The organism is Actinocrispum wychmicini (genome assembly GCF_004345645.1).
GTDB classification, from domain to species: Bacteria; Actinomycetota; Actinomycetes; order Mycobacteriales; family Pseudonocardiaceae; genus Kibdelosporangium; species Kibdelosporangium wychmicini.
Map to the genome: position 1 here is coordinate 278,436 of NZ_SLWS01000009.1, position 19,712 is coordinate 298,147.

Consider the following 19,712-nt stretch of genomic DNA (forward strand, 5'->3'; position numbering starts at 1 on the left):
CACCGGTCGCCGCTATCGAGGCTGGGACTCCTCCTGCTCGCGCTCGACCTGCTGGTTCCACTCACGTTTGCTGGACTGCCAGCCGTCCTCGTTCAGGCCACACCGCCAATAACCCGAGATGGACAGCTGCCGCATCGGCAGGCCACGCTCCAAACGAAGGTGACCGCGCAGTTCCTTGACGAACGTGGCCTCACCATGGACGAACGCGTGCACCTCACCGTCCGGGAACGCCAGGCCGCGAACGGCGTCAACCAGCGCCGCCCCCACCTGCCGGCCATCCCGGCTCAGCCAGACGATCTCAGCGCCCGCCGGCGTCTCCAGCTTCTGCACCTCCTGGTCGTCCGCGACCTCGATGAACGCCTTCACAGTCGCACCAGCGGGCATCCCCTCCAGCGCCGCCGCGATCGCCGGCAAAGCACTCTCATCGCCGACGAGCAGATGCCAGTCCGCCTCCGGACTCGGCGCGTAACCGCCACCTGGCCCCATGAACCGAACCGGATCCCCAGGCCGGGCACGAACCGCCCACGGGCCGGCAACACCCTCATCGCCGTGCACCACGAAGTCGAGCCACAACTCGGGCACGTCCGGCACCCAACGGCGAACCGTGTACGTGCGCACGACCGGCCAGGTGTCCTGCGGCATCGTCTCGCGGATCGCGTTGACGTCGAACGGCTCCGGATAGGTCACGCCGGGCTGCGTGAACAGCACCTTGACGTAGTGGTCAGTGCACTCGCCCATAGCCAGCTTGGCGAGCCCCTCGCCGCCGACCACGACCCGCACCATGTGCGGAGTGAGACTCTCAACCCGGGTGACAACGCCGACGGTCGCCGGCCGGGCAGGCCTGTTCGCCATGTAGAACGCCTTCCTACGATGATCTGTGCACCTCCAACTTAGCCTTACCTAACCCGGAGGGTTGGGTCACGTTCGCCTTCGTCCGGGGTGGTGGGGATGCTTCGTACCGTTATGACCTTTGATCTTGGTTGTCCTTCGGGGGGCTGGTTCCTCGGGCGCCACTCTTTTATGGACCTTTCGAAAAGAATGATTGTGCTGGGCGCGAAACGTTGTTTGGTCACCTTGGAGTGTGGCTTCCAGCCTCGGGTTCCGGTTCCGGCGCTGGTTACCCTTCTGTGGTTCCATTCCAGCCAAAGACCCCCCACACTCAATTTACGATTAGCCACCACCACCAATCTTCGATATCATTGAGGCATGGGTGGGGAACTAACTCTCTTTCGTACACCGCTTCCGCCGGTCGACATTCCTGTTGAAGAGATGTCCGCGTCGGAATGCCTGGATGTCCTGACCGCCGCCGAACGGGTTATCGCCGAGGCAGAGGCCGCCAAGGTGCGCGTGCTGGCTCGGTTCGCCGTGTTGCGGCCACCGACCCGACGCCACACTGAATTGGCTGATGGCGCGCGGGAAGAGGTCGCCATTGAGATCGGAGTCAGCCCGCAAGCCGCCGCCACGCAGATTCTGCGGGCACAGCGCCTGGCCACTCGGCTGCCCGCGACCGTGGACGCGTTGGCCGCCGGGGACATCGACTTCAAGCGGGCGCTGGCGATGGATGACCTGACCGAGGTGTTGTCGATGGAGGATGCCGGGCGGGTGGAACGACGGGTGTTGGCCTACGGAGGCCGCACCAACCCCAGCCGGTTCCGGGACTCCATCCGCTACCACGTCATCAAAGTCGACCCGGCTTCCGCCGAACGCCGCCGGGTGACTGCCCGGGAGGACCGCGATGTCACCTACATGGCAGGCGAGGACGGGGTCGGGCACCTCAGCGCTGCCCTGACCGCCGAGCAGGCGTTGGCCGCCCACCAACAGATCGACAAGCTCGCCCGCAAGGCCAAGACCCCCGATCGGACGCTGGGGCAGTGTCGGGCGGATGTGTTGCTGGGATTGATTTTCGGTGAGCAGCGGGACCGGGTGAAGGTCCAGGTCAATGTGACCGTCCCGGCCACCACACTGATGGGCCTCAATGAGCAGCCCGGTGTGCTGTCAGGGTATGGGCCGATCACGGCTGAGCATGCCCGGGAGTTGGCGCGTGATGCCACCTGGCGACGGATCCTCACCGACCCAGCCGGACATCTCCTGGAAGCCAGCCCACGCCGATTCCCCTCACCAGCGATGGCCGAGCATGTCCGGTTGCGCGACCAGCACTGCCGCATGCCCGGCTGCACCACCACCGCCCACCGGTCGGAGATCGATCACACTGTTCGTCATTGCGATCAGGGACTCAGCAGCACGGACAATCTCGCCGCATTGTGTAAGTATCACAATCTGCTCCGCGAGCGCAGCGACTGGGACATTTATCAGCCGAGTGAGGGTGTGTTGGTGTTTACCAGTCCTGAAGGTCGCCGGTACCAGACCACACCTCCAGCGCTCGTTGCGTGAAGATCAGTTGTCTTTGGCTGGAATGGAACCACAGAAGGGTAACCAGCGCCGGAACCGGAACCCGAGGCTGGAAACCGCACTCCAAGGTGACCAAACAACGTTTCGCGCCCAGCACAATCATTCTTTTCGAAAGGTCCAAAAAAGAGCGACGCCCGACGAACCCAGCCCCCGAAAGACAACCAGGATCAAAGACCTGAAGGCACGGAGGGCTCACAACCACTGTTCCGCCGCAGCGCAAGTGAGACGAGCAACCCGACCAGCATGCCCGCCGCCGTCAACAGCACCACGAAGAACTCACCATCGGCGGACGCGTGCTCGGACGAGCCAGAGCCGGCGGCAGTGGCAACGGCAGTGAACACCGCCAGACCGATGGCGTTCCCGATGTTGAGGGTGGTGGAGGCGACGCCGTTGGCGATGCCCTGTTCCCGTGGCGCGGTGCCGGTGGCGGCGGCGATCCACATCGCGGTCCAGACGATGCCCTGCCCCACGCCGGAGATCACCAGTCCGGGCACCAGTTGTGGGTATCCGGTGGCGTCGAACCCGAAGGCGAGCCAGACCGTGCCGACGACACCGATGGTGAAACCGATCACCAGCGCGCCACGCGTACCGATGCGCGTGGTCAAGCGCGCGCCGAGTTGAGTGCCCGCGGCGATGGCGACCGAAGGCACGAGGAACGCGAGTCCAGTCTGCAAGGCACTGTAGGTGTGCACGCGTTGCAAAAGGACAGTCAGGAAGTACGGCAACACACCGAATGTCGCCATGTAGATGAAGATGACAGTGATCCCGATGGTCAGGTTGCGGTTGCGGAACAGGCGGAACGGCATCAGTGGATCGGCGCTGCGCGCCTCGATGATCGTGAAGACCGCCAGCAGCACGGCGGCCAGTACGAAGGCGCCGACCACCACGGGGTCGCCCCATCCTTGCTCCGGGCCTTGCACCAGACCGAAAACCAGCAGGGTGACGCCCGCGGTCGCGCTGAGCGCGCCGCCGAGGTCGAACCGGCGGCGCTCGCCCCGGGCCGCGTCCCGTGGAATGACGAACAGTGCTGCCAGCGCGACCAGGCCGGCGAGGGGCACGTTGACGAAGAAGACCGCGCGCCAGCCCAGGTTCTCGGTGAGCACGCCGCCCAGCAGGGCGCCGATGGTGAGACCGCTGGCGCCGGCACCGCCCCAGACCGCCAGTGCCCGGTTCCGTTGTGGACCTTCGTCGAACAGCGTGTTGATCAACGCCAAAGTGGACGGCAGCAGCAAGGCCCCGCCGATGCCCTGCACGGCGCGGGCCACGATGACCACAGTGGAGTTGCCGGCCAGTCCGCCCGCCAGGGACGACGCGGCATAGAGAGCGAGGGCGAGTACGAAGATCCGGCGGCGGCCGAGCAGGTCCGCCGCGCGCCCGCCGAGCAGCAGGAAGCCGCCCGCGAAGACCACGTAGGCGCTGATCACCCACTGCTGTGTCTGGCCGGGAAAGCCGAGCTTGGTCCCGATGTCCGGGAGCGCGACGTACACGATGTTGAGGTCGAGCCCGTAGATCAGCTGGGCCAGTGCCAGCAGGGCCAGGATCCAGCCCAGCCGTGGCCGCACACCGCTCGGGGCCGGCGCGTATGACGTGGACATGAGGGATGAGCCCTCCTTGAATGTCGCTCTTGGACGGTACGTTAGTACGTATGATTGCGTACTAACGTACCGTCTGACAAGTACGACTGTTTGACTGTCCGACTACAGTGGGACATATGAACCTTCTCCACCCCGACCGGGATCAGATCCGGATCGAGAACGTTCTGCTGGCACTGGGAAATCCCCTGCGGCTCAGCGTCGTCCAGGTGCTCGACGCCGGCGGTGAACACAACTGCGGCAGCGTACTGAGCATGCTCGGCGTCACGTCGAAGTCGACCATGACGCACCACTGGCGCGTCCTGCGGGAGAGCGGCGTGATCTGGCAACAGCCCTCAGGCCGGGAGAACCTGGTCTCGCTCCGCCGCCTGGACCTGGACAAGCGCTACCCGGGACTGCTCGACTCCATCCTGGCCGGCGCCTGTACCGACGTGGCCGCCCAGCCCGTCGGACGCAGGCGCTGACTCCTCGGGTCAACCGGCGCGGAGCACGTCAAGCGGGAGTCCCTGGGCGAGCCCCCACATCTCGGCGAGCCGGCCATCGGAGACCCGGAAGATCTCGATCATCACCGGCGGCACGTCGCCGTCCGGAATCCCCTCGACGGACGAGCGCACCGCGACCTTGTCGCGGTCGACCAGAATGTCCTGGGCGACCACGCGGTAGTCGGGGAAGTGCGCGACCAGGGTCCGCCAGGCCTGTTTGCCCGCCTCGAACCCGGCGGTGCCGAGCGCGTGACTGAAGAAATCGGCGGTGAACAGGTCGTCGGCCTGGTCGAACTGGCGGGTGTTGAAGCACTCCTGCATCCGGCGCACCAGGGCTCCGGGGTCGCGCGCGGTCATCGGCGGGCCTCCTCGTGATCGTCATAACCGGGTCGTCGCCCCGGTTATGACCGGACTATACGGTGCGAAGCCCCGGTTACACTAGGGTCGCCATGTCCAGCAGAACGCCCGAGCGCGACACACCGACAGCTCACGGAAGTGACCGCGAGCTGCGAGCCGACGCACGCCGCAACCGCGAGCGGGTCCTAGAGACCGCACAGCAACTGTTCGCCAAGGGCGGTCTCGGCGTCTCGCTCGACGAGATCGCGCGCCGCGCGGGTGTCGGCCCCGGCACTGTGCACCGGCACTTCCCCACCAAGGAAGCGCTGTATCTGGCCGTCGCGATCGATCAGCTGGAACAGTTGGTGGCGGAGGCGAAAGTGCTCGCCGCCACCGGCGATCCCACGGCGCTGTTCACCCAGTTGTCCCGGATGATGGCGATGGGTGCCGAGAACGTCGCCGTGAAGAGCGCGCTGGTGGCCGCCGAGTTCGACCTGCGCACCGCCGCCCCGGACGTCGCGGCGAACCTCACCGGCCAGGTCGCGGACCTGCTCGAACGCGCACACACGGCCGGCGTCGTGCGCCACGACGTCACCGTCGACGACGTGATGGCGCTCGTCGCGGGCGCCTTCGCCGCCATCCGCCACGCCAACGCGGAGACCAACCGGGAACGCTCAGCGCACCTCGCCCAGATCATCCTCGACGGACTGCGCCCTCGGTAAATCAGCGGCGCAGAGCGGTTTCCCGCTCCATGTGCGACAGCTTCTCGGGATTGCGCACGGCGTAGAGCCCAGTGATGAGGCCGTCTTCGACGCGCATCGCCAGGACGGTGTCGATCTCGCCGTCGAGCCGGAGGATCAGCGCCGGGTAGCCGTTGACCTGCGCCAGTCGCAGCGACGCCGCGTCGATGTTGTCCAGCCCGAGAGCCAGCAGGCGCGCCACCTTGTCGGCCCCCACGACGGGCCGCAGCACGGCCTGTTTGACTCCCCCGCCGTCGCCCAGGAACACGACATCCGGCGCGAGCAGGTCGAGCAGGCTCTGCAGGTCGCCCGTGTCGGCCGCCCGTTGGAACGCCTCAAGCGCGTTGCGGGTCTCGTCCCTGGACACGGCCCCGCGCGGTCGGCGGGCCGCGACGTGGGTCCGTGCCCGGTGGGCGATCTGACGGACCGCGGCCGGGCTTTTGTCGACAGCCTCGGCGATCTCGTCGTACCCGACGTCGAACACCTCGCGCAGCACGAACACCGCCCGCTCGACCGGCGCGAGTGTCTCCAGCACCAGCAACATCGCCATCGAGACGCTGTCGGCCAACTCGACGTCCTCGGCCACGTCAGGCGCGGTCAGCAGCGGCTCGGGCAGCCACGGACCGACGTAGGACTCCTTGCGGCGGCCGAGCGTGCGCAGCCGGCTCAGTGCCTGGCGGGTGGCGATCCGGACGAGGTACGCGCGCTGCTCCCGCACGGTGTCGAGATCGACGCCCACCCACCGCAGCCAGGTCTCCTGCAGGACGTCCTCAGCGTCGGCGGCCGAGCCGAGCATCTCGTACGCGACCGTGAACAGCAGGTTGCGGTGGGTGAGGAACACCTCGGTGGCGGCGTCCGGGCGGTCGTTCTCGGGGGCCATGGACGGCTCCTCCTCGCTCTCGGCTGTGTCGCCCACCAGACGCCGCATCCCGCCGTTTTGTGACACTTAGCGCAACGGCCCGAAGAAGCCGATGATCCGGCGGATCCGCCCGGCCGACAACTCGACGACATCCAGCCCCTCCGGCAACGCGGAGCCATCGGCCAACACCACGTGCCACGCGAATCGGCCCAGGTCGTGATGGGCGTCAACTGGGCTCGTCCGGACGACCTGTGCGCCGGGACGACGTGCCACCACAGTGGCGATATGCGCGAGCAACTCGTCCACACCGACGCAGTGCACGGTCGGGTCGGTGTACGTGGCGCCGTCCGTCCACACACCGCTCAGCAACTCGCGCCGACGCGTCGGGTCGGGATCGCTCCACGCCGCGCAGTACGTGTCGATCAGGTCGTCGAGACCGCTCATCCGCCATCACCCGTCGGTGCGACGCCGGACGCGAGCAGGGCGACCGCGGGCAGGGCCACCTGGCCCTCCGGGGTGGCGTACTCCTTGACGATCCGCAGGTACTCCCGCTTGATCCGGGCCTGGGTCAGCTCGTCCTGGCGGGTGATCACGGCCGCGTTCACGCACGTCCCGGCGAGGATGTCGGTCCACCAGGCGTGCGGGTCCACCCGGTGGATCCAGCTCAGCACGTCCACCCGCACGTCCCGGTAGCCGGCGGACGTGAGCAGCTCGCCGAACGGGGCCTGCTGGGCGTGCTGGCTCATCGGGCTGCCGGCGGGGACGTCGTCCGGATGGTGGACGCCGGCTGCCTCGACCGCCTCGGTGAACACGCCGTTGGCCCGCATCGCCGGGTAGGTCCAGCAGGTGAGCGCGAGGTGCGCGCCGGGTTTCAGGACTCGGCGCAGCGTCGTCAACGTGGCCGCGGGGTCACCGGTGTGGTTGATCACGAAGTTGCCCACGACCGCGTCGAACGTGTTGTCGGCGAAGGGAAGGGTCGGCAGGACCGCCACATGCACCGGCACCGACGGGTTCTCCGCCCCGGCGAGCGCGGCCATCTCGGGATCGGCGTCGACGGCGACGACGTCGGCGGCCCGGTCCACGGCCGCCGACGTGACGATGCCGGGGCCACAGCCGACGTCCAGGACGTGGGTGTCGGCCGTGACCTTGGCGGCGTCCAGCAGGAACGGGATGGTGTGCGCGGTGATCCGGGCGAAGCCGCGCTGGTAGGCGGCGGCGCGGCCGACCCAGCCGGCTCGTTCGAAGCTGTCGAAGTCGTCGTTGTTCACCCGGCGATCCTACGGATCAGGCGCTACCCGAGTTCGGCGGCGAACCCGAGGTACATCACCTTCTCCTCCCCTGGGTTGAAGGAGATCGACTTGATGCCGTCGTGGCTGTTGTGCTGCACGGACAGCTCGTTGTGGCGCGCGTCGAAGCGGAAGAGGTCCGTTCCGTAGCGCGCGAACGACGTGCCGAAGATGAAGTACAGCACGTTCTCGTCGGTCGGGCTCGGCGCCAGCAGGGCGCCGTTGACCAGGGTGACCTGGCCGGGTTTGTGGTCGACCGCGACCCGGAACGTCCGGCCGCCGTCGGTGGAGCGGTAGATGTGCCGGCCTTCGGAGGGAGCGTGCGCGTCGTTCTCGGCGATGTTGATTCCCTGCGCCCACACCACTTGTGGGTTGACCGGCGACACCGCCACGGAGAACGCGTTCACCACGTCGCCTGGCTTGCCGAGCCCGGTCGAATGGTTCCAGGACCTGCCAGTGTCGTAGGAGTCACGGATCGTGCCGTCACTGAGCACGGCCCGGACGTGCCACGGCAGGTAGCGGTTCACCGCGAGCGCGGCGACCCCGATGCTGCTGGTGTCGTCCTTGGCGATCGCGGGCAGCGGCGTCACCTGCCGTCCGTCGACCCGGTACAGCGCGAGCCCGTTCTGGTCCCACAGGTAGGCCTGATCGTCGTGCCCGCCCGTGAGGCGCGGCGCGTCGAGCCCCTTGACCTGGCCGAAGGCGGTCCACGAACAACCGGCGTCGGCAGAGACCTGCAGCGAGCCGCAGCTGTCGACGCCGCGCATGGTGTTCGCCCTGGGCAGCGGCACCACGGTGAAGATGTACTGGACGGGCCGCTGACGGACCGCGGTCGGGGTGATCGTGCGCCCCTCGTCGCGGGTGTAGCTGATCGACCCGTCACCGTCGACCACGGCGCACCGCGGCGCCCGCCAGTGGCCCACGGCCTCGGTGTCCGCGAGGGCGGTGGGCGATGCCAGACCCCTCGGCGTGCCCCGGAGGCGGAGAGCGTCTACCGGATCCTGCTGCACAATCCGCGCAGCACAGTGGCCGAACTCGCCGACCTGGCCGGCCGGAGCATCCGGTGGACGCGCACGTCGGCGAACGCGCTGGAGTCCCACGGTCTGGTCAGCAGGTTGCCTGGACGACCGGCTGCTGTCCCTGCTCGCAGCCGGCCTGAAAGACGAGGCGATCGCGCGACAACTCGGCGTCAGCCTCCGCACTGTGCATCGCCGCACGAGTGAGCTGTCGGAGTCGCTGGGCGCACGCACCCGTTTCCAGGCAGGCATGCGAGCGGAGAGACAGGGACTGCTGCGTAATCAGAACACGATCGACGGCCACCACCAGCGGGCCTTGTAGATGCCGCCGCCGTCCAATGTGTACTCACCGGCGGGCCGGTAGGTCTGCACCTTGGTCGAGCACCAGGTGCACGGATGGCCGGGCTCCGGCGCCGCGCTGAGGACCTGGCCGGTGAGCGGCTCCTCACCGATGCTCTTCACCCCGCCCCGGTTGATCTCGCTCGGATAGTCCTGTAGGAACTTCTTCTGTGCCTTCGAGAACTGGTACACCTGGGAGTTGGTGGTGACCCACAGCCGGTCCGGGTTCCACACCACCTGGGTCAGATCGTGGCCGCCCTGGGAGGGCAACGCGATCCGGTCGGCCACCGTCAGTTCCGGAACCGCCCTGCTGCCGCCGATCCGCAACGCGAGCAGTTCGTCATCGCCCAACGCCCACAGCACCCGGCGGAACGGGTCCCACTGCAAGCCGTGCCCGCCCTTGAGTTTCACCTCGGCGTACTTGGTCGACCGGACACCCTGCGAGGCCGCGTACAGCCGCACGAAGCCCGCGGTGCTGGCGGTCACCGCCACGTTGCCGTCCGGCAGCAGCTCGATGCTGTGCAGGTTCGTCGGGCCGGTGTAGGCCGCCCAGTACGGCTCACCGGACGGATACCGCACCACCGCGGCGAAACCGGCCGACGTGGTGGTCAACAGGTATGTGCGGCCCCACAGCCAACGCTCTTTGGCGTCGCTGACGTTCGTCCACGACTTGGCCGGGTTCAGGTCGGCGTAGCGGGGATCCTTGTCCGGACTGAACGACCACCGCACCGAACGGGCGTCCCACTTGCTCACCCCCGAGTCCAGCACCAGCACCCGACGGGACGCCTGGTCGGTCACGACCACCGGGGCACCGGCCCAATGCGAGTCGACGGCCTGAGCGGCCGGACTCAGCCCACCGAGGGCGGCGAGCACAGCGACCGACACGGCCGCGAGTTTGCGCATGATCATGATCGGCAGGCTGCCACCCGCCGCCGAACACAACGTTACGACCGGCTTACGAACAAGATCTTCAGTTCAGACTGGACAGTTTCAACTGAAGAGTTTACCGTCGAGGGGTGGAGATCTCGAAGTCGGCCGCGCGGGCGGCCCAGGATGTGCGGGTCATGGTGGGACGTCTGCGCCGCCGCCTGAGAGAGGTCTACGACGCGAGCGAGCTCACGCCGTCCCAGACGTCGGTGATGAGCCGTCTCGACCGGTACGGGCCCGCGTCGGCCAGCGACCTCGCGGCCGCCGAGAGGGTCCGACCGCAGTCCGTGGCCGCCACGCTCGCGGCGCTTGAGGAGCGCAAGCTCATTGTCCGACGTCCCGACCCGGACGACGGCCGGCGCCAGCTGATCTCACTCAGCCGGGCCGGTCGCGAATTCCTCGACGACCGGCGGCGCGTCGGTGAGGAGTGGCTGGCTCGTGCCTTCCAGGACGGTTTCACCGAGGCCGAACGGCGGACCGTCATCGAGGCCATGGCTTTGCTGGACCGGTTGGAGCAGGCGTGACCGCCGACGTGCTTTTCCCAGCGGAGGCGGCATCATGACAGTCCTGGCGTTCGACCGGCGGCTGATCGCGCCGATGATCCTCGGCGCGGTCCTCAACCCGGTGAACTCGTCGATGATCGCGGTGGCGCTGATCCCGATCGGGGTGGCGTTCGGGGCGCCACCGGCCGAGACGGCGTGGCTGGTGTCCTCGCTCTACGTGGCGACGGCGATCGGCCAGCCCGTGGTCGGCCGCCTGGTCGACATGTACGGGCCGCGCCGGCTCTACCTGGCTGGCTCCGCGCTGCTGGGTGTCGCCGGGATCCTCGGTGCTCTGGCGCCGTCGCTCGGTGTCCTGATCGGCGCACGGGCGCTGCTTGGGCTGGGCACGTGCGCCGGCTACCCGGCCGCGATGTTCCTGATCCGCCAGGAATCCCACCGCACCGGCCGGGACAGCCCCAGCGGGGTGCTGACCGCGCTCGCGGTCTCCACCCAGACGGTCGCCGTGGTCGGACCCACACTCGGCGGGTTGCTGATCGGTTTGGGTGGCTGGCGCACGATCTTCGTCGTCAACGTCCCGCTCGCGGTGGCGTGCCTTGTCCTCGGCGCGCTCCGACTGCCGACACAGCCCACCCGCAAGGGAAGCCTGGCCGTTCGGGATTTGATCGACCTGGGGGTGCTGGTCGGAAACCGGCCGCTAGTGGCCACGTACGCCCGCAACCTGCTCACGTTCGTGGTGTCCTACACCTTCCTCTACGGATACACCCAATGGCTGGAGGAAGGCCATGGGCTGACCGCGGCGCAGGCCGGGGCGGCACTGTTGCCGATGTTCCTCACCGCGATCGTCGTCTCCGGCATCACCGGGCGCCACAAGGGAGTCCGCGGCAAGCTCATCGTCGGCGGCGTCGGCCAGATCCTCGGCTGCGCCCTGCTGTTGACGGTCCACGCGGACAGCGGGATCTGGCTGCTGGTGCTGATCGGGGTGATCGTCGGCGTGCCGCAGGGCCTGAACAGCCTCGCCAACCAGAACGCCCTGTACTACCAGGCGGATCCGGCCCGGATGGGGGCGTCCGCCGGGCTGCTGCGCACGTCCACGTACCTCGGCGCGATGGTCGCGGCCGCCGCCAACGGCGCGTTCCTCAGCCGCAGCGCCAGCACAAGCGGCCTGCATGACCTGGCGCTGTTCGTTCTGGTCGTCGCCGCATTGTTCCTGGTGGTGACCGTCTTCGACCGGTCGCTGCGCTGGTCGCGGCTGAGCCACTCCCCCGCATGACATGAAAAACTCACGGAACCGACCCCTGGTTGTCGAAAAATTCACCGGTTCGGCCCATTGATCAGGCGGGTCGCCGACCGCACGCTGAAAGCCCCAACTCTGGTGAAGGGGCACACCATGGGCCGGTCCTTCTCCCGCCGCATCGCGATCCCGTTGGTCCTGACCCTGGCGCTCGGCCTGGTCGGGATCCAGACCGCACAGGCCGCCAGCGGCGCGTACACCGCCCTCGGCGACTCGTACTCGTCCGGCGTCGGCTCCCGGACCTACTACGCCGACAGCGGTTCCTGCCAGCGTTCGCCGTACGCGTACCCGGTGCTCGCGGCCCAACGCACCGGTACCCAACTGACCTTCGTGGCGTGCTCCGGGGCTCGGGTGGCCGACGTGCAGAACGGTCAACTCGGCAGCCTGAGCGCCGCCACCAGGTACGTGACCGTCTCGGCCGGCGGCAACGACGCGGGGTTCGGGTCCGTGATCTCGGCGTGTGCCCGCCCGTGGCCCTACACGTGTTGGACCGAGATCAACAACGCGAACTCGTTCATCACCAACACTCTCCCGGGCCGGCTTGACGGCCTGTACAACGACATTCGCGGCCGCGCGCCGACCGCGACCGTGATCGTGGTCGGCTACCCGAGGATCTTCGACGGCCAGGAGTGCAACCTGCTCGCCCGGATCAGCTCCGGCGAGCAGACCGAGCTGAACAAGACCGCGGACCTGCTGGCCACCACCATCGCGGCCAGGGCGGCCGCGCACGGCTTCGGCTTCGTCGACCCGAGGCAGGCGTTCACCGGCCACGCGGTGTGCGACAACCCGGAGTGGATCAACGGCCTGTCCAACCCGACCTCGGAGTCCTACCACCCCAACCAGACCGGCCAGTCCGCCGGCTACACCCCGCTCGTGGTGGGCCGGATGACCACTTAGGTCGCCCGCTGACACGTTAGCCTTCGGTGGTGGCATGGATCACCTTGCGGCAGTTCGCCTGGACCGAACGGCCCGGCCGCGTCGATCCGTACCCCGAGGTCGACGACATCCACCGGGTGGCCGTGGACCGTCTGCTGCCGGTCGACCTCAGCTACGCGGTCAGCGTGAACGCGCTGGCCGTGCCGGCGAGCGGCCCAGTCAGGTACGAGACGCGCCAGCACGAGCTACGGCTGGTGCTGTGCTACCTGAACAGTGACCCGGACGGCCCGATCCGCCTGCGCGACGAACCGTTCCGGGCCAGTGCGTCGCACATCCGCCGGTTCGTCAGTGAGTCCATCGGGCTCGGCATGCTGACCGCCGCCGTCCAGGCCGCGTACCAGTCGCAGACGACCGCCATCGCCCACGTCGACGCGCTGCCGACCGCTCTGGCCGGCCAGTACAACCCCGCCAAGACCCGGCCTGACCTGCTGTTCGACCTGCCCGGACAGATCCTGGCCGGCGAGGCTCGGGGACGCTTCGAAACGCCGCCGACCCGGGCGTCCACGCAACAGCGGGACCGGCTCAACAGCCTGATTCCGTGGTCCCGGCACCATGGCACGCACCCGCTGGCCATGACATGGGCGTACACCACCGGCCTCGGTGCGACGGTCGACCTGTTCACCAGGTCCGGCCGGCTGCCCGGGATGACCGGGCCGGTCGGCCAGGCGGTGTCGGCCCCGGTCGCGATCCAGCCCGAACTGTTCGACGAGGACCAGCTCACCGCGCCGGCCCGGCCCGGCGCCGACCACCGGCCGCGCCGGGATGTCCGAGCCCGGGACTTCGACCGCAGCTCCCCACGTGAGCTCGCGACCGCGATCAGCCGCCGGGTCGGTGACATCGCGGACCAGCTGTACCAGTCCGCGCCGCGGCCCGACCCGCCGATTCGCGTCGGGGAGCAGGACGTTCGCGGCAGCTGGGCCGCGCTCGACCTGCTCGGCCCGTCCACCGGGTCGTTCGTCCTGGGCGTGCTCAACCGACCGCTGTCCCGGGAACGCGGTCTGGAGGTCACCGCCCGGCTGCGTCAACGGGATCCGGAAAGCAACGGACTGTCCATTCTGGTGTCCGGCCGGATGGTGGTGGCCATCAGCACCGACACCGCCGGCCAGCCATGGCGCCTGATCGCCGACTGACCAGACAGCAGTAGCCGGCCGGGATCCCCGGCCGGCTTTCGCGCGCTCCTGGCGTCAGATCACTCGGACCTGGACTGCCTGCGGACCCTTGGGGCCCTGGTTGATCTCGTACTCCACCCGCTGGTTCTCCTCGAGGCTGCGGTAGCCGCCGCCGTCGATCTCGGAGTGGTGCACGAAGACGTCCGGGCCGTCGCCGTTGGAGATGAAGCCGAAGCCCTTCTCCGAGTTGAACCACTTCACGGTTCCCTGTGCCACGTTAGCTCCTCTGACAGGCTCGATAGGCGCCGCACGATACGACTGCCTGGTCACACCATCGATTCCGCGAGCGTGGTGACACGAACACAAAACTGACGACCGTCCTGTACCGTGTGTAGTCTACCGCACTCGCCAAGTGAGCGCAAAACGATCAGTCCATTGTGTCCGTTCACATCGGAACGTGGCCGGTTCAGGCCGCGGCCAACTGCGCCGGCGATCGCGCCAGCCAGGCGATACCGCCCGCGACGACGGCCGCCGAGATCACCAGCAGGGACAAGCTGAGAACGTCGGTGGGAAACCGCTCCCCCAGCACGACGGCGGTGACAGCGCTCGCGGCTGGATCGGCCACCGTCACCACGGCCAGCACCACCGCGACGTTCCCCGCGCGGTACGCCCGCTGATTGAGCCAAACCCCCGCCACGGCGAACAGAACCACAGCGGCACCCGCGACACTCAGCACCCCTGGCAGGCCGGTACGCCGCACGTCGAAGAGAACCATCTGCAGCAGCACGGCGGCTACGCCGAAAGTGATTCCAGCACCCGCGGCCAACAACAGACCTCGCAGAACCATTCGGCGCCGCGCGGCCACAACCGTCAACACACCGATCGCCAACACAGTGGCGACCACCAGCGTCCACGTCGGAACCGGCGTCGAGCCTCCGTTCGACATGGGGTCGCTGGGCACTGCCGTGAGCAGACCGCACAGACCAGCCACCACCGTGGCCGCCGCAAGGAGTTCCCACAACCGCATCCGGTATCGACGGAACAACGCCGCGACGGGAACCGCGAACACCACCGCGCATACGCCCAATGGCTGCACCAGCGTCAACGGACCGTTCAGCAGCGCGACCGCGTGCAGAACGGCCGCCACCAGAAGCGCGACCACCCCCGCCAGCCAGTAAGGACGCCGAGCCAGTGCCCACAGCAGCCGCAAGCCGACGGCCTCCGCCGATCGGATCGACACGGCCTCACGATGCTGCAGCGCGGCCGCGACGGCACAACACACGGCACCCGCCAACGCGGCGCCGATCGCCAACACCATCACAGGCGAACGGCCCGCCCGAGTCGGCGTGCCGTGCGGGCAGGACTCATGTCGAAGTCCAGCCCCCGTCTGCTTCCCAGCGTTGCGTGTCCGCCGCGGAACCCGTTGGCGCGGCGGCGAGAAGTCCTTCGAGGCTGTCGCGGTTTCCCCGCGATGACGCGGTCATCATCGTGTGATGGGCGTTCGCCGGGGAAGTGTTCGGTGGTACGACCAAAAGGGTCAGTCGCTGCCGGTCCGTGCCGATCACAGTCACGATATCGGCGGGCTGGGAACGGAATCCCTCCAGCCGGACGACACCGCCCTGGGCGATGAGGTGCCGCGCCGTCGGATGCCACGCGTCCAAGTTGTACGTCACCCGCACGACATGGCCGAGCCGGACAGCCAACACCACGAGCAGTTCCGGCAACTCGACGGACAAGTCCCTCGATCGGGGCCACCACGCGCCGTCGACGTGCCCCGTGGCGGGCGCCTTCGGCTTCAACCTCAACCGCAAGGTGTGCCGAGACAGCTCGGTGGCCAGTGTGGCCAAGGGGGTGGCGAGGCGCGTGCGCGGTCCCGACATCATGCCGGTACTCCCGTCAACGACCATCACACCCGGTCGTGTGGGTATCGCCGGAAACGACGCGAGCTTGACCGCTCACATACGAAATGCTTCCGACACCCCTGACAGTACACCCCAGTGGTCCTGATGGGTGGCTTTCCGGCCGTGGAGTACAGTCGGGTCACCGAGGGTCCGTCGAGTGCCGGCAGTCAAGCCGTCGCCGCCTTGGGCGTACCAACGACCCGGCCGGCGAGTTCGGTCAGAGGCGGGAGCGCCGAGATGAACTCGGATCTGCTCGACACCCGACAACGGCGTTTCCCTCGGCTGACGGCGACCCAGCCGCAGGAGAGCAACGGCAAGGCCGTGTCGCAGCACGGAATTCCGCTGCCCGCCACCGATCCGAAGCCGACCGTCGACACTGGACACGAACCCGTCTGCGCCACGTGCCCGCACCCGTGGAACAGCCACGATCAGATCGCCGCGCGTTACTGCACCGCCACCGCCACCGGTGGCCACAGCCGAAGTTGCGTCTGTACGAACAAATAGTCCCGCTGCGACCAACCACCAGGGAGCGTCCGTGGGTCAGCTCAACCTCGGCATAACTTCGCTGTCACACAAGGAGAACGAGCGGCGGCTGGCCATCCACCCGGCGCACGTCAGCCGGATCGACCCCGACTTGCGGGAACACATCTATCTGGAACGCGGCTACGGCGAACGGTTCGGCGTGGCCGACGAGCAGCTGGCTCCGTACGTCGCCGGGCTGTTCCCGCGCGAGCAACTCTTCGCCGAGTGCGACGGAATCCTGTACCTGAAGCCGCTCGCGCGAGATGTCGCGCAGCTGCGTGAGGGGCAGATGCTGTGGGGCTGGCCGCACTGTGTGCAGAATGAGGAGATCACCCAGCTGGCCGTGGACCACCGGTTGACGTTGATCGCGTTCGAGGCGATGAACCACTGGACCGCCGACGGCGGCTTCAGCCTGCACGTGTTCCACAAGAACAACGAACTGGCCGGCTACTGCTCGGTACTGCACGCCATGCAGCTCACCGGAAGCACCGGCGACTACGGACGTCGGCTGAGCGCAGTGGTCATCGGATTCGGCGCGACCGCACGAGGCGCTGTGACGGCCCTCAACGCGCACGGCGTCCACGACGTTCACGTCCTCACCAATCGAGGCGTCACCGCGGTCAGCGCGCCGATCCACTCGGCCCGCATCGTCCACTTGGAACACGGCGACGTCGACCCACGGCACAGCCACGTGCTGAGCGACCGCGGCCGGGTGCCGCTCGCCGAGTTCCTGGCCGAGCATGACATCGTCGTCAACTGCGTGCTGCAGAACACCGAGGCACCGCTGACCTTCCTGGTCGAAGCCGACCTGAGCGCGTTCACTCCAGGCAGCCTCATCGTCGACGTGTCCTGCGACGAGGGCATGGGGTTCAGCTGGGCCCGTCCCACGACGTTCACCGAACCGATGTTCACGGTCGGGAACAACATCCACTACTACGGCGTCGACCACAGCCCGTCGCACCTGTGGAACTCCGCGACGTGGGAGATCAGCCAAGCGGTTCTCCCCCATTTGCGGACCGTGCTGGCAGGTCCCAGCGCCTGGGACACCGAGGACACCATCCGGCGGGCCATCGAGATCCGCGACGGGGTCATCCAGAACCCGGACATCCTCTCCTTCCAGCACCGGTCACCCGACTATCCGCACCGGGTGACCGAGGCCGGTCGGTCATAGCCGACTGACCACCTTGAGTCCTGCCAAGGCCGGCGGCAGTGGACCGTGGTGCAGGACGCCGAGGCGTTGGGTGGCGCGGGTGAGGGCGACGTAGAGTTCGGCCGCGCCGCGCGGGCCGTCGGCGAGGATCCGTTCCGGTGCCACCACCAGGACGGCATCGAACTCCAGGCCCTTCGTCTCCGAGGGCGCCACCGCGCCCGGCACATCCGGCGGTCCGATCACGACGCTGGTGCCTTCGCGACCGGCTTCGTCCCGGACGAACTCCTCGATGGCGGCGGGAAGTTCGTCTTCGGTGACCCGCCTGGACCATGGTGGGACGCCGGACGCGCGGACCGACTCCGGTGGCTGGACGCCGGGCGCGAACTCGGCGAGCAACGCTGCGGCGACGGTCATGATCTCCGCGGGCGTGCGGTAGTTCACCGACAGCGAGCGGTAGACCCAGCGATCGGGCACGTACGGCTGGAGCATGGCGTCCCAGGATGTCGCGCCGGCCGCCGAGCGGCGCTGGGCCAGGTCGCCGACCACCGTGAAGGATCGGCCCGGACAGCGCCGCATCAACACCCGCCAGTCCATTTCGGACAATTCTTGGGCCTCGTCCACCACGACGTGCCGGTAGGTCCAGTCCCGGTCCGCGGCGGCGCGTTCGGCTAGCTCCCGGGTGTCGCTCTCGACGAAGCGGTCGGCCAGGCCGCGTGCGTTGAGCACGTCCTGGGCGACCAGTTGGAACTCGTCGTCCAGGTCCTCCGGGTCCAGTTTGATGATGTCCAGCACACCGGCCGCGTACTCGGCCTCGGCCCGCCGTTCCCGCTCAGCGACCTCCTCGGCCGTTTTGTCCGCCTTGCCGCTGCCCAGCAGATCGACGAGTTCGTCGAGCAGGGGCACGTCCGACACCGTCCAGGCGTCGCCGTCGGCGCGCGACAACGTCGGGTCGGCGCCTGCCGCTCGCAGCCGTTCCGGGGACGTGAACAGCGCCGCGAGCAGCGTTTCCGGCGTCAGGACCGGCCAGAGCTCGTCAAGTGCGGCGGTGAACGTCTCGTCCTCCGCGAGCTCCTTGAGCAGGTCCGTCCGCATCTGCTCCCACCCTTCGCGGTCGGCCCGGGTCAGCCAGCCCCGGCCGATCCGGGCGGTCGCCCGTTCGGTGAGCACGTACGTGACGATCTCCGTGAACACCGCGCGGGCCTCGTTGTGCGGCAGTCCGCTCGCGCGCGCCTCGTCCCGCGCCCACTCCGCGGTCTCGGCGTCGATTCGTACCGTGACGTCCCGCAGGTCGATCGGGATCGGCTGCTTGGGCACCCGTTGCCGGTCGGCGACCGCCGCCGTGAGCACGTCCAGGATCTTCAGCGAGCCCTTGAGCCGCGCCGCCGCCGGGGCGTCCTCGGCGGAGACACGCAGGCCGGGCACGAGGTCGCCGGGGGTCATGAACACCACGTCGGACTCACCCAGCGACGGCAGCACCCGGTGGATGTGGTCCAGGAACGCCGGGTTGGGCCCGACCACGAGCGCACCGTGACGTTCCATCCGCTCCCGATGGGTGTACATCAGGTACGCGACGCGGTGCAGCGCCACCACGGTCTTCCCGGTGCCCGGACCGCCCTCGATCACCAGGACGCCCGGGTGGTCCAGCCGGATGATCCCGTCCTGCTCGGCCTGGATGGTCGCCACGATGTCGCGCATCCCCACACCGCGCGGCGCGTTGACCGCCGCGAGCAGGGCTGTGTCTCCTCGGCCCCCGCGCGCGCCACGGTCGGGACGGCCGAACATCTCATCGGTGAAATCGACCACGTGCCGCCCACGGGTGTGGAACTGTCTGCGCCGGCGCATGCTCTCCGGGCTCGCGGCGGTGGCGACGTAGAACGCGCGCGCCGCGGGCGCCCGCCAATCCAGCAGCACCGGCTCGAACTCGTTCTCCTCGTCGAAAATACCGATCCGGCCGACATACGAGGATTCGCCGGACAATGCGTCCAACCGACCGAAACACAGCCCGTTGTCCGCGACATTCAGGCGCTTCATGTCTTTGGCCAGCGCGCGCACCCGGACGTCCCGTTCCATCCGTGTCCCACCGGTTCCCCGCAACGCCCCCTCGAACTCGCCCTTCACCCGCGCGCGCTCGGCATCGAGCCGCGCGTAGAGCTCGGCCACGTAGCTCCGCTCGGACCGCAGTTCCTCTTCGTACCCTGGAGTTGACACATTCCCCATTTCCGCAGGTTCTCCGCCTTCGATCGGCGATTCTGCGGCATCACCCGGGTCTTGCCGCAAGCCCCACTATGCGCTATATGTTGAAGTGGGAGGGAGT

The 19,712-nt window shown here is 68.3% G+C and carries 21 protein-coding genes; 9 read left to right on the forward strand and 12 right to left on the reverse strand.

Features of this window, described 5'->3' with window-relative positions:
* Positions 1 to 12 precede the first annotated feature (12 nt).
* A complete protein-coding gene (locus tag EV192_RS36680; RefSeq protein ID WP_132123221.1) occupies positions 13 to 852 on the reverse strand; it encodes a siderophore-interacting protein in 840 nt (279 codons plus the stop codon).
* Between the two features lie 417 nt (positions 853 to 1,269).
* Between EV192_RS36680 and EV192_RS36685 the strand changes: the two genes are divergently transcribed.
* Positions 1,270 to 2,391 (forward strand): HNH endonuclease signature motif containing protein, encoded by a 1,122-nt coding sequence (locus tag EV192_RS36685; protein ID WP_165960825.1) that lies wholly within the window; start codon positions 1,270 to 1,272, stop codon positions 2,389 to 2,391.
* A gap of 185 nt (positions 2,392 to 2,576) precedes the next feature.
* Here the strand turns inward: EV192_RS36685 and EV192_RS36690 are convergent, their stop codons facing one another.
* The gene (locus EV192_RS36690; RefSeq protein ID WP_207926475.1) at positions 2,577 to 4,004 is read right to left on the reverse strand and encodes an MFS transporter; all 1,428 of its coding nucleotides are present in this window, start codon (positions 4,002 to 4,004) and stop codon (positions 2,577 to 2,579) included.
* A gap of 116 nt (positions 4,005 to 4,120) precedes the next feature.
* Here EV192_RS36690 and EV192_RS36695 point away from each other — a divergent pair, with 116 nt between their 5' ends.
* Positions 4,121 to 4,465, forward strand: a complete 345-nt coding sequence (locus EV192_RS36695) for an ArsR/SmtB family transcription factor (RefSeq protein ID WP_132123223.1) — start codon at positions 4,121 to 4,123, stop codon at positions 4,463 to 4,465.
* Between the two features lie 9 nt (positions 4,466 to 4,474).
* Here EV192_RS36695 and EV192_RS36700 read toward each other — a convergent pair whose 3' ends face one another.
* Positions 4,475 to 4,840, reverse strand: coding sequence for an ester cyclase (locus EV192_RS36700; protein WP_132123224.1), 366 nt, complete (start codon positions 4,838 to 4,840; stop codon positions 4,475 to 4,477).
* A gap of 92 nt (positions 4,841 to 4,932) precedes the next feature.
* Between EV192_RS36700 and EV192_RS36705 the strand changes: the two genes are divergently transcribed.
* Positions 4,933 to 5,541, forward strand: coding sequence for a TetR/AcrR family transcriptional regulator (locus EV192_RS36705; protein WP_132123225.1), 609 nt, complete (start codon positions 4,933 to 4,935; stop codon positions 5,539 to 5,541).
* A gap of 1 nt (position 5,542) precedes the next feature.
* On the opposite strand, the gene EV192_RS36710 is transcribed toward EV192_RS36705, so the two are convergent.
* The 5 genes from EV192_RS36710 to EV192_RS36735 form a co-directional block, all read right to left on the reverse strand.
* Positions 5,543 to 6,439: an RNA polymerase sigma-70 factor gene (locus EV192_RS36710; RefSeq protein ID WP_132123226.1), complete on the reverse strand. Its 897-nt coding sequence runs from the start codon at positions 6,437 to 6,439 to the stop codon at positions 5,543 to 5,545.
* Between the two features lie 66 nt (positions 6,440 to 6,505).
* A complete protein-coding gene (locus tag EV192_RS36715) occupies positions 6,506 to 6,862 on the reverse strand; it encodes a nuclear transport factor 2 family protein (RefSeq protein ID WP_132123227.1) in 357 nt (118 codons plus the stop codon).
* Positions 6,859 to 7,686, reverse strand: a complete 828-nt coding sequence (locus tag EV192_RS36720; protein WP_132123228.1) for a class I SAM-dependent methyltransferase — start codon at positions 7,684 to 7,686, stop codon at positions 6,859 to 6,861. Before EV192_RS36720 ends, EV192_RS36715 begins: the two co-directional genes overlap by 4 nt.
* Positions 7,687 to 7,709: 23 nt before the next feature.
* Positions 7,710 to 8,597 carry a beta propeller repeat protein gene (locus tag EV192_RS36725; protein WP_132123229.1) on the reverse strand — a complete coding sequence of 296 codons (888 nt, stop codon included), beginning with the start codon at positions 8,595 to 8,597 and terminating at the stop codon, positions 7,710 to 7,712.
* A 405-nt stretch (positions 8,598 to 9,002) separates the two neighbouring features.
* Positions 9,003 to 9,968, reverse strand: a complete 966-nt coding sequence (locus tag EV192_RS36735; RefSeq protein WP_132123230.1) for a DUF6528 family protein — start codon at positions 9,966 to 9,968, stop codon at positions 9,003 to 9,005.
* Positions 9,969 to 10,075: 107 nt separating this feature from the next.
* Between EV192_RS36735 and EV192_RS36740 the strand changes: the two genes are divergently transcribed.
* The 4 genes from EV192_RS36740 (at position 10,076) to EV192_RS36755 (ending at position 13,846) form a co-directional block, all read left to right on the forward strand.
* The gene (locus EV192_RS36740) at positions 10,076 to 10,510 is read left to right on the forward strand and encodes a MarR family winged helix-turn-helix transcriptional regulator (RefSeq protein WP_243727307.1); all 435 of its coding nucleotides are present in this window, start codon (positions 10,076 to 10,078) and stop codon (positions 10,508 to 10,510) included.
* Between the two features lie 34 nt (positions 10,511 to 10,544).
* Positions 10,545 to 11,759 carry an MFS transporter gene (locus tag EV192_RS36745; protein WP_132123231.1) on the forward strand — a complete coding sequence of 405 codons (1,215 nt, stop codon included), beginning with the start codon at positions 10,545 to 10,547 and terminating at the stop codon, positions 11,757 to 11,759.
* Between the two features lie 117 nt (positions 11,760 to 11,876).
* Positions 11,877 to 12,677, forward strand: a complete 801-nt coding sequence (locus EV192_RS36750) for an SGNH/GDSL hydrolase family protein (RefSeq protein WP_132123232.1) — start codon at positions 11,877 to 11,879, stop codon at positions 12,675 to 12,677.
* A 29-nt stretch (positions 12,678 to 12,706) separates the two neighbouring features.
* Positions 12,707 to 13,846, forward strand: coding sequence for a hypothetical protein (locus EV192_RS36755; protein WP_132123233.1), 1,140 nt, complete (start codon positions 12,707 to 12,709; stop codon positions 13,844 to 13,846).
* Between the two features lie 54 nt (positions 13,847 to 13,900).
* Here EV192_RS36755 and EV192_RS36760 read toward each other — a convergent pair whose 3' ends face one another.
* From EV192_RS36760 to EV192_RS36770, 3 genes are all read right to left on the reverse strand, one after another.
* A complete protein-coding gene (locus tag EV192_RS36760; protein ID WP_132123234.1) occupies positions 13,901 to 14,101 on the reverse strand; it encodes a cold-shock protein in 201 nt (66 codons plus the stop codon).
* Positions 14,102 to 14,291: 190 nt separating this feature from the next.
* The gene (locus EV192_RS36765) at positions 14,292 to 15,143 is read right to left on the reverse strand and encodes a DMT family transporter (RefSeq protein WP_279495060.1); all 852 of its coding nucleotides are present in this window, start codon (positions 15,141 to 15,143) and stop codon (positions 14,292 to 14,294) included.
* A 46-nt stretch (positions 15,144 to 15,189) separates the two neighbouring features.
* Positions 15,190 to 15,708 carry a DUF5994 family protein gene (locus EV192_RS36770; protein ID WP_243727308.1) on the reverse strand — a complete coding sequence of 173 codons (519 nt, stop codon included), beginning with the start codon at positions 15,706 to 15,708 and terminating at the stop codon, positions 15,190 to 15,192.
* A gap of 255 nt (positions 15,709 to 15,963) precedes the next feature.
* Between EV192_RS36770 and EV192_RS36775 the strand changes: the two genes are divergently transcribed.
* Together EV192_RS36775 and EV192_RS36780 are read left to right on the forward strand one after the other, a co-directional pair.
* Positions 15,964 to 16,230, forward strand: a complete 267-nt coding sequence (locus EV192_RS36775; RefSeq protein WP_132123236.1) for an RGCVC family protein — start codon at positions 15,964 to 15,966, stop codon at positions 16,228 to 16,230.
* A gap of 31 nt (positions 16,231 to 16,261) precedes the next feature.
* Positions 16,262 to 17,419: a N(5)-(carboxyethyl)ornithine synthase gene (locus EV192_RS36780; RefSeq protein ID WP_132123237.1), complete on the forward strand. Its 1,158-nt coding sequence runs from the start codon at positions 16,262 to 16,264 to the stop codon at positions 17,417 to 17,419.
* Here EV192_RS36780 and helR read toward each other — a convergent pair.
* A complete protein-coding gene (gene helR / locus EV192_RS36785; RefSeq protein ID WP_207926509.1) occupies positions 17,414 to 19,606 on the reverse strand; it encodes an RNA polymerase recycling motor ATPase HelR in 2,193 nt (730 codons plus the stop codon). The genes EV192_RS36780 and helR overlap by 6 nt on opposite strands.
* Between the last annotated feature and the right edge of the window lie 106 nt (positions 19,607 to 19,712).

Coding starts and splice junctions, on each gene's coding strand:
- EV192_RS36745 (WP_132123231.1), top strand. CDS start 10,545: ATGACAGTCCTGGCGTTCGACCGGCGGCTGATCGCGCCGATGATCCTC.
- EV192_RS36690 (WP_207926475.1), bottom strand. CDS start 4,004: ATGTCCACGTCATACGCGCCGGCCCCGAGCGGTGTGCGGCCACGGCTG.
- EV192_RS36705 (WP_132123225.1), top strand. CDS start 4,933: ATGTCCAGCAGAACGCCCGAGCGCGACACACCGACAGCTCACGGAAGT.
- EV192_RS36765 (WP_279495060.1), bottom strand. CDS start 15,143: ATGGTGTTGGCGATCGGCGCCGCGTTGGCGGGTGCCGTGTGTTGTGCC.
- EV192_RS36715 (WP_132123227.1), bottom strand. CDS start 6,862: ATGAGCGGTCTCGACGACCTGATCGACACGTACTGCGCGGCGTGGAGC.
- EV192_RS36685 (WP_165960825.1), top strand. CDS start 1,270: ATGTCCGCGTCGGAATGCCTGGATGTCCTGACCGCCGCCGAACGGGTT.
- EV192_RS36695 (WP_132123223.1), top strand. CDS start 4,121: ATGAACCTTCTCCACCCCGACCGGGATCAGATCCGGATCGAGAACGTT.
- EV192_RS36710 (WP_132123226.1), bottom strand. CDS start 6,439: ATGGCCCCCGAGAACGACCGCCCGGACGCCGCCACCGAGGTGTTCCTC.
- EV192_RS36770 (WP_243727308.1), bottom strand. CDS start 15,708: ATGATGTCGGGACCGCGCACGCGCCTCGCCACCCCCTTGGCCACACTG.
- EV192_RS36735 (WP_132123230.1), bottom strand. CDS start 9,968: ATGATCATGCGCAAACTCGCGGCCGTGTCGGTCGCTGTGCTCGCCGCC.
- EV192_RS36700 (WP_132123224.1), bottom strand. CDS start 4,840: ATGACCGCGCGCGACCCCGGAGCCCTGGTGCGCCGGATGCAGGAGTGC.
- EV192_RS36775 (WP_132123236.1), top strand. CDS start 15,964: ATGAACTCGGATCTGCTCGACACCCGACAACGGCGTTTCCCTCGGCTG.
- EV192_RS36750 (WP_132123232.1), top strand. CDS start 11,877: ATGGGCCGGTCCTTCTCCCGCCGCATCGCGATCCCGTTGGTCCTGACC.
- EV192_RS36680 (WP_132123221.1), bottom strand. CDS start 852: ATGGCGAACAGGCCTGCCCGGCCGGCGACCGTCGGCGTTGTCACCCGG.